This window comes from Algoriphagus boseongensis (genome assembly GCF_004362805.1).
GTDB classification, from domain to species: Bacteria; Bacteroidota; Bacteroidia; order Cytophagales; family Cyclobacteriaceae; genus Algoriphagus; species Algoriphagus boseongensis.
Genome location: NZ_SNYF01000008.1, coordinates 169113 through 183768, shown reverse-complemented (window position 1 = coordinate 183768; position 14656 = coordinate 169113). Strand labels below are relative to the sequence as shown.

General features: G+C 41.9%; 14 protein-coding genes. 11 read left to right on the top strand and 3 right to left on the bottom strand.

All coding sequences use genetic code 11. The features are described from left to right. Positions 1-116 precede the first annotated feature (116 nt). The 5 genes from DFQ04_RS14650 (at position 117) to DFQ04_RS14630 (ending at position 6429) form a co-directional block, all read left to right on the top strand. Positions 117-3272, top strand: a complete 3156-nt coding sequence (locus DFQ04_RS14650; protein WP_133557179.1) for a PVC-type heme-binding CxxCH protein — start codon at positions 117-119, stop codon at positions 3270-3272. 109 nt (positions 3273-3381) lie between these two features. After that, positions 3382-4491 carry an FG-GAP repeat domain-containing protein gene (locus DFQ04_RS14645; RefSeq protein ID WP_133557177.1) on the top strand — a complete coding sequence of 370 codons (1110 nt, stop codon included), beginning with the start codon at positions 3382-3384 and terminating at the stop codon, positions 4489-4491. Positions 4492-4590: 99 nt separating this feature from the next. Then, positions 4591-5307: an SDR family NAD(P)-dependent oxidoreductase gene (locus tag DFQ04_RS14640; RefSeq protein ID WP_133557175.1), complete on the top strand. Its 717-nt coding sequence runs from the start codon at positions 4591-4593 to the stop codon at positions 5305-5307. A 63-nt stretch (positions 5308-5370) separates the two neighbouring features. After that, positions 5371-6000: a YdeI/OmpD-associated family protein gene (locus DFQ04_RS14635; RefSeq protein ID WP_133557173.1), complete on the top strand. Its 630-nt coding sequence runs from the start codon at positions 5371-5373 to the stop codon at positions 5998-6000. 93 nt (positions 6001-6093) lie between these two features. Continuing rightward, complete coding sequence (locus tag DFQ04_RS14630) at positions 6094-6429, top strand: HopJ type III effector protein (RefSeq protein WP_133557171.1); 336 nt, start codon at positions 6094-6096, stop codon at positions 6427-6429. Positions 6430-6480: 51 nt separating this feature from the next. Here the strand turns inward: DFQ04_RS14630 and DFQ04_RS14625 are convergent, their stop codons facing one another. Together DFQ04_RS14625 and DFQ04_RS14620 are read right to left on the bottom strand one after the other, a co-directional pair. Next, positions 6481-8049: a sulfatase gene (locus DFQ04_RS14625; protein ID WP_133557169.1), complete on the bottom strand. Its 1569-nt coding sequence runs from the start codon at positions 8047-8049 to the stop codon at positions 6481-6483. A 21-nt stretch (positions 8050-8070) separates the two neighbouring features. After that, positions 8071-9597, bottom strand: a complete 1527-nt coding sequence (locus tag DFQ04_RS14620) for a DUF1593 domain-containing protein (RefSeq protein ID WP_133557167.1) — start codon at positions 9595-9597, stop codon at positions 8071-8073. A 151-nt stretch (positions 9598-9748) separates the two neighbouring features. On the opposite strand from DFQ04_RS14620, the gene DFQ04_RS14615 reads away from it, so the two are divergent. Next, positions 9749-10000, top strand: a complete 252-nt coding sequence (locus DFQ04_RS14615; RefSeq protein ID WP_133557165.1) for an FUSC family protein — start codon at positions 9749-9751, stop codon at positions 9998-10000. A 13-nt stretch (positions 10001-10013) separates the two neighbouring features. On the opposite strand, the gene DFQ04_RS14610 is transcribed toward DFQ04_RS14615, so the two are convergent. Further along, positions 10014-10769 (bottom strand): DUF6090 family protein, encoded by a 756-nt coding sequence (locus DFQ04_RS14610; protein WP_133557163.1) that lies wholly within the window; start codon positions 10767-10769, stop codon positions 10014-10016. Between the two features lie 148 nt (positions 10770-10917). On the opposite strand from DFQ04_RS14610, the gene DFQ04_RS14605 reads away from it, so the two are divergent. The 5 genes from DFQ04_RS14605 (at position 10918) to DFQ04_RS14585 (ending at position 14405) form a co-directional block, all read left to right on the top strand. Then, positions 10918-11295, top strand: a complete 378-nt coding sequence (locus DFQ04_RS14605) for a hypothetical protein (protein ID WP_133557161.1) — start codon at positions 10918-10920, stop codon at positions 11293-11295. 170 nt (positions 11296-11465) lie between these two features. Next, a complete protein-coding gene (locus DFQ04_RS14600) occupies positions 11466-12095 on the top strand; it encodes a hypothetical protein (RefSeq protein WP_133557159.1) in 630 nt (209 codons plus the stop codon). A 289-nt stretch (positions 12096-12384) separates the two neighbouring features. Then, complete coding sequence (locus tag DFQ04_RS14595; RefSeq protein WP_133557157.1) at positions 12385-12966, top strand: Crp/Fnr family transcriptional regulator; 582 nt, start codon at positions 12385-12387, stop codon at positions 12964-12966. A gap of 94 nt (positions 12967-13060) precedes the next feature. Then, complete coding sequence (locus tag DFQ04_RS14590; RefSeq protein ID WP_133557155.1) at positions 13061-13939, top strand: NmrA/HSCARG family protein; 879 nt, start codon at positions 13061-13063, stop codon at positions 13937-13939. 70 nt (positions 13940-14009) lie between these two features. Then, on the top strand, positions 14010-14405 hold the full coding sequence (locus DFQ04_RS14585) for a YybH family protein (RefSeq protein ID WP_133557153.1): 396 nt from the start codon (positions 14010-14012) through the stop codon (positions 14403-14405). Positions 14406-14656: the final 251 nt, after the last annotated feature.

The following is a 14656-nucleotide window of genomic DNA, read 5'->3' as shown; positions in this document are numbered from 1 at the left end:
TTAAAAAATGAAAAACCAAAACTGTCAAGGATGAAATCTTAAGAATGCTCCCTCTAAATAATTTAAATTGAAAAATCTGATCAATCTGCCTATACTTAAGATTAAATCCCTTCCCTATGAAACCCAATAACCCTTACCTCTTTGGATTTATCGCTTTTGGGCTGCTGGCAATTTCAATTGGCTGTACTCCAGAAAAAACCCTTGACCTAAAGAAAAACACTAGCATTGCTTTAGTGGGAAATAACCTTGGTTCAAGAATGATGGAATTCGGCTGGTTTGAAACTGAAATGCATCTCCGGTACCCAGATAGCACTTTAATAATAAGGAATCTCTGCGATCCGGGGGATACTCCGGGTTTCAGACCAAGATCAGGAACCAATGACCCTTGGGCTTTTCCCGGGGCAGAGGATTTTCAGGATGAATATGCCACTCGTTCAGGCAGCGAGGGATTTTTGGAAAAACCTGATCAATGGCTCACCAGATTGAAAGCAGATATCGTAGTGGGATTTTTTGGTTTTAATGAATCTTTTCAGGGAAAGGAAAAACTCCAAAACTTCAAGGATGAACTGGAAGCTTGGATCATGCACTCCAAAGCTCAAAAATACAATGGCGGCACCCCTCCTCAATTAGCCTTGGTATCTCCCATTGCCTTTGAGGATATTTCTGATCTGGTTGATGTACCAAATGGGGAAAAAGAAAATGAGCTTTTAAAGCTTTACACTGAAGGAATGGCTGAGGTAGCAAAAAAGCATGATTTGGTGTTTGTGGACGCATTTTCAGTCAGCCAGAAATGGTATGAGTCTTCTGATGAACCTTTGACCATTGATGGATCTCAACTGACCGAGGAAGGTTACAAAAAGCTAGCACTTTTACTTTCCGATAAACTTTTCGGGAAAGAGGACAGGAAAGTTGAGGCTAATTTGGATCTCGTCCATCAGGCTGTGATGGAGAAAAACTGGCTTTGGCACAATGATTATAAAATACCAAATGGGGTCCATGTCTTTGGAAGACGATATGATCCTTTTGGTCCAGACAACTATCCTTTCGAATTGGAAAAAATACGGCAGATGACTGCCATTCGGGATACAGCCATCTGGGAAGCCAATCAAGGTAAAATCAAAGATCTTGTGGCTGCAGATGCAAAAACCAGGACGCTTCCTGAGGTGCAAACCAACTATAATCCAGAAGCCAATGGAAGTTTGGAATACAAATATGGAGAGGAGGCCCTGAAAACTATCAAGGTGCCTGAGGGATATAAATTGGAGCTTTTTGCCTCCGAGCAGGAGTTCCCGGATTTGGCCAATCCTGTCCAACTATCCTTTGACAATAAAGGAAGACTTTGGGTGGCAACTATGCCAAGCTATCCTCACTACAAACCAGGAGATCCAAGGCCCAAGGATAAACTGATCATTTTAGAAGACACCAATGGGGATGGCAAGGCAGATAAGCAGACTACTTTTGCGGACAACCTCCATATTCCCGTTGGCTTTGAAATAGCCGCAGAAGGGGTATATGTTTCTCAATCTCCTAATTTGATTCTTTTAGAAGACACCGACGGAGACGATAAAGCGGATAAAAAGACTATCCTTCTCAGCGGCTTCGATGATCACGATACGCACCACGCCATTTCAGCTTTTACTACAGATGAAAGTGGTGCTATTTTCATGGCAGAAGGGGTTTTCCTCCATACCAATGTAGAAACTTCGTATGGCCCGGTTCGGGCTACCAACGGAGGATTCTATAGATACGAACCCAAGAGACACAAACTCGAACGAGTCAATCAAGTATCCATTCCAAATCCTTGGGGAATAGCCTTTAATGATTGGGGACAAAACTTCTACGCCGAGACTTCCGGACCTAATGTCAATTGGATGCTTCCGGGATCAGTTTTACCTCGCTATGGAAACAGCAACTTCAAAGGGCCCAACCTGATTGAAAAAGACCATATGGTCAGACCTACTTCTGGCTTGGAATTTATTTCCAGCAGGCATTTTCCGGATGACATTCAGGGAGACCTAATTATCAATAACACAATTGGCTTTTTGGGTACCAAACAACATCAGGTTTTCGAGGATACGGTTGGCTTTACTACTAAATGGAGACAGGATTTGATGATCTCTACAGACAGAAATTTCCGACCAGTGGATATGGAAATAGCGCCTGACGGGTCGCTCTACGTGGTGGATTGGCACAATATCTTGATCGGTCACATGCAGCACAATGCCCGCGATCCGCTTAGAGACCATGTTCACGGAAGGATTTATCGTCTGACTTATCCTTCCCGTCCTTTGGTCACCCCAGCTAAAATAGACGGGGCTAGCATTCCGGAACTTTTGGAAAATCTTAAACTCCCTGAATACCGAACCCGCTACAGAACCAAAAGAGAATTGAGGGGAAGAAATGCCCAAGAAGTTTATGATGCCGTGGCAACTTGGGTAGCAAGTTTGGATAAAAATGACCCCAACTTTGAGCATAACCGACTTGAAGCCCTCTGGGTAACCTGGGGTATCAATAAGGTCAATCAAGATCTTCTTCGAGAGGTTTTAAAATCAGAAGATTACCGCGCTAGAGCAGCCGCAGTTCGGGTGTTGAGATACACTGGACATCAGGTAAAAGATCAGGCCAGCCTATTGATGGAGGCCGTGAAGGATTCCAATGGTCGGGTAAAAATGGAGGCAATTGCAGCTGCCTCATGGTTACCAAGAGAAGTTGGGATTCCGATTTTAGCTGAAGCTGAGAAATTGGAAAAGGATCACGTGTGGATTCCTAGGACTTTAGAAACTGCCGTGGCCCATTTGAATGGGCTTTCTGTGGAAGAGAAAAAAGAGGAGGATATTAAGACTTCTCTTAGCGGTTCGGATCGTGAGCTTTTCATTCTCGGAAAAGAAATTTATGCACGTGAAGGATTCTGCGGAACCTGCCACCAACTTGATGGAGGAGGATTAACGGCTTCTCAATTCCCTCCACTTAGAGGAACTCCATGGGTGACCGGAAGTCCAGAGCGGATGATCAAGATTGTCCTGAAAGGAATCATGGGGCCAATTGAAGTGGCTGGAAGAGAATATCCAGGGCAAGTTCCTATGACTCCTTACGAAGGTATGCTCAATGACACCGAAATCGCAGCTGTGCTTACCTATGTTCGAAATTCATTTGGAAATAAAGCCTCCCCTATTTCACCAGATTTAGTCAAGCAAGTTCGGGAAGAAGTGAAGGGCAAGGAAGGTTTCTGGAGTCCTGCTGAGTTGTTAAAGATGCATCCGATGGAGAAGTAAAAGGATTAAAAATTTGAAAATTTAAAGATTGAAAAATTGGGTGAAACCTTGGAACAGACACATAACTCCTTGCTTTGGTCGTAAATCCAATATCATAAATCGTAAATCAATGAAACCCCTTCTAATTCTAGCATTATTCTCCATCTCATCGGTTTCATTCGCTCAATCCAAAAATCTCCGGTTTGAGAAGCAGCTGATTGCTTTTGAAAGCTTTGAATCAGTGGGGATAATGGATGTGGATCAGGACGGAAACCCTGATTTGGTATCGGGAAGTTATTGGTACAAAGGACCAGCCTTTATTGATCGATTCCTGATTGGTCAGGTAAAGCGATACGGGGAGTATTACGAGGATTTTTCCACCATCCCCATGGATGTGAACGGAGATGGGAAGATGGATTTTGTGACAGGAGGATGGTTTGAGGGCAAATTAATTTGGAAGGAAAATCCGGGAGACGGATCCCAGTGGAAAGAGCATCTCATTGCTGAAACCGGCAATATTGAAACCACCAGAGCATGGGATATCGACGGAGATGGAACACTTGAAATCGTACCCAATAACCCCAGAAAGCCCTTGGCTTTTTATAAATGGGTGGGGCCAAATCAGTTTGAAAAATATCAGGTCTTCGAAACCCAAGGCCATGGTCTAGGCTTCGGAGACATCAATGGAGATGGCTGGGGTGATTTGATCAGTTCCATGGGCTGGTATGAAGCTCCGGCAGATTTACGGCACGGGGAATGGACTTTTCACCCCATGGATGGATTCAAGGATCTCAGCATTCCGGTAATTGTTACTGACCTGACTGGGGATGGAAAAAATGATTTAATCCTTGGAAATGGACACGATTATGGATTGTATTGGATGGAGCAAGTGGATAGGGATGGTAAAATAGAATTCATTCGTCACGATATAGATCCTTACCATTCTCAATACCATACTTTGGAATGGGTGGACCTGGATGGAGATGGAAAAAATGAATTGGTGACAGGAAAGCGCTTCCGAGCCCATAATGGAAAAGATCCCGGAGGGAAAGATGAAGTGGGCCTTTATTATTTCAAATGGGATGGAAAATCCTTTGTGAAAAATGTAATCAGCTATGGACCATTTGGTGAGGGAAAAGGTTCCGGTCTTTATTTTTCAGTTCAGGATCTTAATAAAGATGGGAAACCTGATATTGCCGTGGCTGGAAAAGATGGCTTAGCGGTATTTTTTCAGAAATAAGATTACTTCAAAGTTTGATTCAAAACCAAAGCCTTAAATAATCACCCTAGACTAGAGTGAATGGAGTAGTTTTCTACTACTAACTCAAACTTCCTTCTTATGGCAAGAATTTTAATAACTGGATCAACTGATGGACTAGGCAAATTGGCCGCTGAGAAATTGATTGCAGCAGGCCATCAAGTGGTCCTTCACGCCCGAAATAAAGAGCGAGCAGATTTTCTGAAAAGTCAATTAACAAGCTCTTATCCCATTCTAATCGCCGATTTATCCAATCTGGAGGAAACAAAAAAACTTACCAAGGCAGCAAATGACCTTGGCAAGTTTGATGCGGTAATTCACAATGCTGGAGTCCTTCATGCAGATTCCAAAACCATTTTCCAGGTCAATGTTCTTGCTCCTTATGTACTGACAGCCTTAATGGAAAAACCCAATAGGCTGATCTACCTCAGCTCAAGCATGCATTTGGGAGGAAAGGAATTTTCTGAAAAAGGCCAATTGGAAAAAACCACCTATTCCGACTCCAAACTGATGATTACTGCCTTGACAGCTGCTTTTGCAATACTTTATCCAGAAGTACGCTGCAATGCTGTGGACCCGGGATGGGTTCCCACCAAAATGGGTGGCAAAAACGCTCCCGATGACTTGCAAAAAGGCGTGGAAACTCAGATTTGGCTGGCGACAAGCGAAGAAAAGGAAGCCAATGTTTCTGGAAAGTATTTCCGGCACAAGCAAGTAAAAAGTCCACATCCAGCGGTTTTGGATGAAGCTTATCAAAACCGTTTGATTCAATGGTGTGAAGAGCTATCAGGGCTTTGATTTCTAACCTTCTAAACGAGAAAAATCAATAGATTTCAGAATCACGAAAAAATAGAGCAGGCCATGTCCCAACCCAATCCACAAGTAGATCAGTTTCTAATCGAAGGATGCATGCGTTGTTCCAAAGGAGGAACTCCAGCCTGTAAGGTTCATCAATGGACTTCCATTTTGGAAAACCTACGCCAAATCCTTCTGGAAACTGAATTGGTGGAAGAGCGAAAATGGGGAGTTCCGACTTATACTTTGAATGGAAAAAATGTCCTGATGCTTGGTGTATTCAACGAGTCCTGTGTACTGAGTTTTTTGAAAGGAATTTTACTTGAAGACAAACAGGGACTTTTAGAATTTCCTGGTCCAAATTCCCAGCAGGCAAAGGTTTTTCGTTTTACCGACTTGGAACAATTCCATCGCTGGGAAAAGGAGATTCGGGATTTTGTCTCACAGACAATTCAAATCGAGAAACAGGGTAAAAAAGTTGAAGCTACGCGAAAAAGTGGAACTGAAATTCCCGATGAATTAGCCCAAAAATTCGAAGAACATGAGGGGCTGGAAAAGGCATTTTTTGCACTAACCCCCGGAAGACAAAGAGGATATTTGATTCATTTCACCGGGGCTAAGCAAGCCGAAACCCGACTTTCCAGAATCGAAAAGTGTGTGGAAAAGATTTTTCAGGGTAAGGGCATGATGGACTAGAATAGGCAAGCTCAGCTATCCTTTAAATTTTAAAGTTTAAATGAGGAAGTTGATTTTGGAAGAGGAGGTAAGGAAAACCTATCTTCGCAGCCTATGAATATCCTCGATCAACTAGAAAAAGACCCTCAAAGCGTTCAATTCGCAGAAGTAATCGCATTTATCGATTCCCATTATGACTTTACTCCTACCCGATTTACTAATGGAAATACGGTAAATGAGGCAGGGCAAAACAACGGGAGTTGCAAAATCTTCTCCTTTGCAAAGCTTCAAGGCTTGACCAAAGAACAAACTCTGGTACTTTTTGGAGATTACTACCGAAAGGATGTACTGGAAAATCCCCAAGGAACAGACCACCAAAATATCAGAAACTTTATCCAGTTTGGTTGGGAAGGAATCCACTTTGACCAAAATGCCCTGACTGCCAAATAATTTTAAAATGCATAAAAAAAGGCTGCTTAAATACTTGAAGCAGCCTTTTTTTTAGTCCTTAGTCACCTTACTTCCCCACCAAGTAGGATCAGGCTGCCAGCCCGGCTGAAGGATTTCTTTTCTTGCTTTTTCCAGTTCTGGCCAGCGCTCATTCTTAACCTTTTCCAGATACGCCTTTTCCTTTACTGGATCGTATTCCGGATCCACCTGAGGTTTATTTGCATTAGTCTTTTCCAGGTATGTCATCAACTCACCAGATAGCTTCTGAACCACCGCAGGCTCTTTAGATGCTAAATCCACCTGCTCCTGAGGATCACTTTTCAAATTGTAAAGCTCTTGATGTCCATCCTCCCAGTAATAAATCAGCTTCCAGTCTCCTTGACGAATTATAGAACTTGGGTCCCCTCCCTGATTGCCATAATGCGGATAATGCCAATAGAGATTTCTAGAAATTACTTGCTTTTGATTAATTGCTGGGATCATGCTAATTCCTTCCAATCCTTCTGGAATTTTCACTCCCACAGCATCCAATAAAGTCGGGTAAAGATCCATCCCTTGTGCAAGTGTGGCCATTTCCTTTCCTGAAGTTTGACCTGGCATTTTAATAAAAAAAGGAACCCGAAGTCCTCCCTCCCATTGGTAGCCTTTTCCGCCTCGAAGGGGAAGATTGGAGGTGGAATAATTATCCCCAGAGGCTACTCCACCATGATCAGAAGTGAATACGATCAGCGTGTTTTCTAATTCTCCACTTTTCTCCAAAGCCTCCAAAACCCGACCGACTGCCTCATCCATGACCTCCACCAATCCTGCATACACGGGATTATCTTGAACCACCCGAATCGGCAATCTTCTTTCCATTTCATAGCCCTGATCAGTCAAGCCAGCGGCCTCGGCTCGGTCTCTATATTTTTTCCACTTTTCTTCTGTAGTCTGAATTGGACTATGGACTGCATAAAAGGAAAGCATGGCGAAAAAGGGTTTGTCGTGCTTTCCTTCAATAAATCTGGCAGTCTCATTACCAAGGCGCATGCTGAGATTTTCCCCATCTGGACCTTGGACTAGTTTAGGATTTTGGTATGGGGCAAAATACCCACCCATTGGGCTTCCTGACTCATATCCACCAATATTGGTATCGAACCCATGATCTTCAGGATAAGAACCCTCAGAACCCAAATGCCATTTCCCGGCAAAAAAAGTCTCATACCCAGCCGCTTTTAAGGCCTCAGGCAAAGTCAAAGCCGCATGATCCAAGTGATGTTCGTAGCTTGGTGGAAGGAGTTTGGTAAATCGACCTGCTTTTCTCCATTCCTCTCCTTCAGCAGCTCCTATCCAATCCGTGATATGATGGATAGCCGGAGTGACTCCTGTCATGAGACTTGCTCTTGCAGGGCTGCAAACCGGAGAATTGGTATAGCCTTGAGTAAATCTGTAAGAGGCATTTCCAAGTCGGTCAATATTGGGAGTCAGATAAAATTTACTTCCTGTGATTCCTAAGTCATGATACCCCAGATCATCCACTAAAATGAACAGAATATTGGGCTTTTTCTCTTGTCCATTTGCCTGCAGCACAAGCGAAAACAAAAGAACTAGGAAAGAGGAAAAGAAGATTGATTTTTTCATGGTGCCAAAAATTCGGATAGCTTAATTGGAAGACTTCACATCCACCACAAATCGCACATACCTAGTCATCGGGTGAATACCATTGTCCTTTACTTCGGCGATCACATGCAAAGTTCCAGTGGACTGAGCATCTAATTGAACCTTGGCTTGGTTCCCTTCGACCGCAATATTTGCCTCTCCTGAATAAGTACCCACCTCTTTGTAAATCCAAAATTTGGTTTCCAAAGTATCCCCATCCGGATCGGAGGTTTCAATTTCTAAAGTCAAGTTTTCTCCCGGCTTGGCTAAAAGTCTTGAAGTGCCAAGGGCTTTGACCACCGGAGGATGATTTGCCTCAGCAAAATCTTTCACACACCAATCGGCTCGGGCTGCAAAGTCTTGTTGGACAGCCTCCAGCCAGCGAACCTGTGGATAGGTAGCATCCAGGGTATCTTTGAATGGGCTGTAGTCCAAAACTCCTTTTCCATCTTCCCAACGGTTAGGTTGCTCAGTGGACTGCACCAACCGTCCACCCCATCCTCCCCACTCGGGATGATCCAAATTATCCAGTCCGACATTAATCAAGTGCAAATAGGCAGGAGAGTCTCCCTCGGAGATAAAATCATAGACCCCAAAAGTACCCCATTGGGCATTGACCAATTTGGTCGGATCTCCGTGGATATGCTCATCATCTCCTTCCTGCTTTTGTCCATCTCCATAGCTATAATATTGCTTGAGCAGAGGTCCGTGGTTATTGATAATTTCCTCTCCCATAAACTTCCCTTCAAATAGGTAATGCTGGGATTCAGGAACTGCCCTTTTCCAAGCATAGGCAAAGCACCAAAATTGGCTGGAATTGTAATAGATCTTCAAGTCTGGCCAGTTAGGAGCGATATATTTTCTATAGGTAGCATCCTGATCCAAAATCGCATAGATGATCGCCTTGTCCACTACCTTTTGGTAAATGGATTGCCATTCCGGAGTATTCTTGTATTGATCTTCTATGGATTTCAAAGCTCTGGCAATGGTGTTCGTCCCACCCCAAACCTGGAGATAAATTGGCTCCATATCCTCATCCAGAAGTTTGGTTTTGATAAAGTCCGAACCATCGGTATCCACTTCCATTTCCCCTTCAAAATCAATATTTCCCACCCGAACTATAGAGCGCAGGTAATCTGCAGTTGGAAATCCTTCTGCATGCTGACTTAGTTTGGGATACACTTCAGCATAAGCATCCAGAAGGGGATTCATCCATTCCACTCCCGGCCAACGCAAGTCAGTCTTTGCCCCGTACATATTTTTGGTCATTTCCATCTCGGAAGTGAAAAGGGTTCCCTTTCCATCTCCTTTGTAATGCCACATGGAAGAAGAATAAATCAAACCCTCGATCCGAAACTCATTTGCGTAAAGCAACATCCGGATAAAGGAATCCACATCGTCAATCTCTCCATCGGTGGTGACTATTGTTCTGGGCTTGGAGGGCTCGTGAATAGGTTCCGTTTGGGTTTCGGTCTTAGGCTGGCAGGAAAAAAGGAGGATCAAAGCCAAGAAGGCATATAGGTTTTTCATAGGTTTTGGGTTTGCAGGTTTCAAATTAGAAAAAGGAAAGGAAAAACCATTGGAAATCTCGAATCCAAAACCTTAACCCAATAATTACTAAATTTCTGAACAGGTGGTCAACTCGCAAGTCTGCCATTTTCTTTAACCTACTTTTCAAACCATGGAACAAAAACAACTATCCGAATTAACTGAGCAGGAATTGCTGGACTTGGCAAAAAAGGTGAAATCAAGTTCCATTTATCATGCAGTCCTGATTGGATTTCTAATTGGAATTGTAATCTACAGTGCGATAAATAATGCCCTTGGTTTTTTGACCCTCATCCCCTTATTCCTTGCCTATAAGTTGATCAAGGGTCCGGGCTATCGCTCCAAAGATGTCAATGAGGAATTAAAGAAAAGGAAATTCATATAGGGAGAATCAATAGCTACTCCTTACCGATTTCTTCCTTCACCATCTGGATCAAAGCATTATTCTCTTCCAATTTATACCGATAGGCATTCATTACCCTGGTGTGCAAAAAAATCTTGAATCGGATCCCATTTACAATTCGTGCATCTGAAGCATAATCTTGAATGGATTTGGAGGGAATTGTAAATTTTGAAACCTCATCTATGCCTTCCAAATCAGGAGCATCCATCAGGATAAAATCAAAGCCCATTAAATAGGGACGAATAATCTCTCGGGTATGATTGATAATGGCGTCCTCAATACTCAAAAAATACTCCCTATTATAGTAATTGATGATGAAGTCCAATAATTGCCCATTTGAAATCGAAGCTAGCTTACCGGTTTCGGAAAGGCTGGTGAAAGTACTTTTTTCAATTTCCAAATGTGTAGTTTGATTTACCGTAAAAAGCTTGCTGGAAAATTCTTTTTTCGTGAATCTATCTGGTGCCTTTAAAATTATCAGGCTGGAGTCTAAACTATTGACGATCTCTTTATTGGTTGCAATATCAAGCTGAATGGTGACTGAATCCTGTTTCAAATTTACAAGCAGTTTTTCCAGACTTTGCTTCAGCTCTTTTTGAGAGTTTCTTTCCACATTCCAATTATTGGCTTGGATTGCAATGAATATCCCAATGACTACCAGGATAATTTCCCCGATTGCATAGCTGAGGTATTTGAAGGCAGATCCATTGGAAAAAAGGCTTTGCCGAAGCTTTCTGAAAAAGTTGAACATCTGTTTAGGTATTTGATCTGCTGTAAGATCGGAAAATTATTTGCTTCTTTATGATCCTCTGGATTTTATTCCTTGGACTAGAATTCCCAGAAAATTTTCAATATAACGTACCTGAACTCGAGGCAAAACTGATCAGCCGATTGATTAAATGAAAAGTAAAAAACCAATAGTCCTCTTGATCATGCTGCTGATCGCAAGCATTTTTATTATCGGTCCTTCTGATTGGCTAGGGGATGCGGGAAAAAAAATGTACCACAGCTACTTTGCGGATTTTGCCATTCCTTTTGGCTATTACTTTCTGCTAATCCTGATGGAGGATCAACTGGAGCTCCTTCAAAATTGGTATGTCAAAGCCAGCGCAGTGTTTATCCTTTGTACGACCTCCGAAATCCTGCAGTACTTTGGGATTTACGCTTTGGCCAGTGTTTTCGATCCAGTAGATATTCTGGTTTATGCTTTGGGTGCAGGTGCAGCAGCTTTGGCGGATAGAAAGATTTTCACAAGAGTATTTGGTTTTTGGAAGTAGAAAATGCAAGAAATAGAATCCAAGGACTATGCTTCAGTCTGTCTTCGATCTCTTGATTTAGACAATAACTCCTTTTATTTTGAGTTAATTTTCGGGAGAAGGAAGTCTATTTTTGTTGGTTTCCCGTCCAGAAAAAGTATTTTGAAACTCCCCTAACCTATCAAAATTAGATGCCATTTTTTCAAAAGTATTCCGTGCTAATCTGCATTCTCATTTCGACTATTTTTTTGCTGATTGCTACTTTTCTTTATCCAGGAGGCTCAATTCTCGATGAGAATTCCGAAGGCTTTGACTGGTCCAAGAATTTCTTCAGCAATTTGTTTTTAGAAAATGCCCTAAATGGAGCAGCAAACCCTTCCAGAATCTGGGCCCTGATCGGCATGATTTTTAATTCCATTGGATATGGACTTTTTTTTCTTCACACCTCCCAAAAAATACCTCAAAAACACGCTGCCTTAGTGTTGAAGTCTGTGGGCTTGTTCAATATGCTTTTTACTTTTCTGATCGCAACCGAACTACACGATATCATGGTGACTGTCTCCAGTACACTGACTATGCTAGGACTTTTTTATATCACTGTCTTTGTCCTAAGGAGCAGACTTTTGGGATTTAAGTTTTTGTGTATTGTTAGTTTGCTGATATTCTATTCTACCTTATTCTTGTTTGGTGTAGGGGACTGGGAAGTATTGGCTATCATGCAAAAGGTATCATTTCTGGTCTTTATCATTTTGGTTTTGGGGATAGAATATTTCACGAGTCTCGAGGACTTTGAACCCCAAACCCAGACAAATTCTCAGTAAAGCATCAAAATCAATTTAGTTGAAATTGAAAATCATGAAATGAGGATTCATTAATTTTTCAATCCTTTTGGCCCCTTGGCTTGGACTCAAGGTAAATTCTTGCTTTCCTGCAGATCATCCGAATTTTCCTTTTTTTTTTTCCTTAGAGCCAAATCCATGCTTAGGAAAGGCATAAATTATTGTTTAGCTTTTGGGTCTTAGACCTCGTTTTCAATTTTAGATGGCTATAGCTGAAGAAGTTTAATGACGACATCCCCTCTTTAATCCAGGCTCAATTTGTTAAGATAAAATGAACATTACCCCCCTAATAAACTACTTCGACCAAATTCTCCCCCTCAACGAGGAAGAAAAAAACGCTTTGGAAGAGGTTTACCAAGAAAGGAGAATAAAGCGAAGACAGTTTATTCTTCAGGAAGGGGATATCTGCAAGCACTACACTTATGTGGTGGAAGGCTGCTTCAAAATGTACTTAATCGATCCTAATGGAAAAGAGCATAACCTGCAGTTTGCCATTGAAAATTGGTGGATTGGGGACATTGGCAGTTTCCATTCCGAGGAGCCAAGCAAGCTTACCGTAGAGGCTCTGGAGAATTCTGTTATTCTTCAGATCAAGAAAGAAGATCAGTTGAGACTATTTGAAGCGTATCCCAAATTTGACCGAATTTTCCGGGTATTGACTGAGAATGCCCTGGTCAGCGCCCAACGAAGAATTTTGCAAAACATCAGTTCCACCGCCGAAGATCGCTACCTGGATTTTGTCAAGCGCTATCCTTACTTTTTCAATCGTATTTCCAATGTCCAAATTGCATCCTATCTCGGTGTGACCCCAGAATTCCTCAGCACCATTCGAAAAAAACTTTCGGAATCTTAATCTACCTTAAGACTCTTTCTTAAACTACTCCATAGGTAAGCCAATCGGCCTTTGCTCAACTTTGTATTGTTCATAAACTTAAAAGCAATACAAAATGGAAAAGAAAATAATCGCAGTAGTAGGTGCCACAGGTCTTCAGGGAAAAGGGGTTGTAGATGCACTGAAAAAGGAAGGTTCATTTACGGTAAGAGCAATAACCAGAAACCCCTCAAACTATCAAGGCAACGCAGACGAAGTTGTCCAAGGTGACCTGAAAGATTTAGATTCTTTAACCCAAGCTTTTGAAGGGGCATATGGGGTTTTTGTGGTCACCAATTTTTGGGAGGGAGCTGATGAAAAGGCACAAGGAAAAATCGCCATTCAGGCTGCAAAGAATGCCAAGGTGAATCATTTTATCTGGTCCACTTTGCCCAATGTGGAAAAAATAAGCAATGGGAAATTTGAAGTTCCCCACTTCACAGGCAAGGCTGAAGTAGACCAGCTTGTAATCGATGCCGGGTTTGAAAATTACACCTTTGTTCAACCTCCATTTTACTTTCAAAATTTGACAGGTCAGTTGGGTGCCCAAACCCAGCAAGATGGATCTCTAGGATGGACTCTTCCCATTCATGTTTCGAAGAAGGTCATCCATATGGCTGACATTCATGATTTGGGGAAGGTAGTAGCAGGAGCCTTTTTGAATCCGGAAAAAGTAGGAAAGGGAATCTACTTAGCCTTGGCGACAGAATTAAACAGTTTTCAGGATGTGATCTTGGCATTTAAAGAGAATGGCAAAGAATACACTTTCAATGAAGTCCCTGCAGAAGTCTTTTCTACCTTTTTTGAAGGAGCAGAAGAGATAGCTCAAATGTTTTCCTACTTCGACTCCTATCAGTATATGGGGCCAGATTCTTCAGAAAGGATCCAACTGGCTAATGAAATCGCAACGGAAGAGTTTAAATCCTTGAAAGATTGGATCAAGGAAAACAAGTAATCTGAGTCTACAGGGCTGGAAATACCCTGATGAATTCTGAAAAACAAAAACAACTTAAACCTCAGCAATCATGGAAAAGCTAGAAAAAGAAAAAATCGAAACCCTTTTGGGTGAATACAAAAAATCATTGAACACTTCAGATGCGAAATTGGCTCAATCTCTATATACCAAAGATGGGATTTTCATGCCTTCTGAAGCTCCCTCAGGCATTGGCTCAGAGGCGATTTTGAGATCTTATGAATTTGTATTTTCTAACATTCAGTTGAATATCGAATTCTATATCGAAGAAATCCAGGTGGAAGGAAATATGGCTTTTGCAGTGACCAGCTCCAAAGGAACCACCCTAATTCATGCAACTGGGAATACAGTTGCGGAAGCCAATCGAGAACTCTTTGTATTTGAGAAAGTAAATGGGGATTGGAAAATCGCCAGGTATATGTTTAACAAAACAGAACCTCAACTATAGAAATCATTAAAAGCATAAAATCGGCCCGAAAGTCTTAGACTTCCGGGCCTTTTTAGTTTTAATCCAAAACAATTTGAGCTTGATTTATTCTATTATTTACTAAATAGAATTCTCATCCTTGGTTAACCTTGCTTTATTTCCTAGTTTGATAGATCAGATTATTCTCCAAAATGGATCCAAATCGGGCATTTGATCCCCATTTTCATGATAAAATGCGGCAATTGGTTTATCAGAGAAAAGTGGATTAGGTA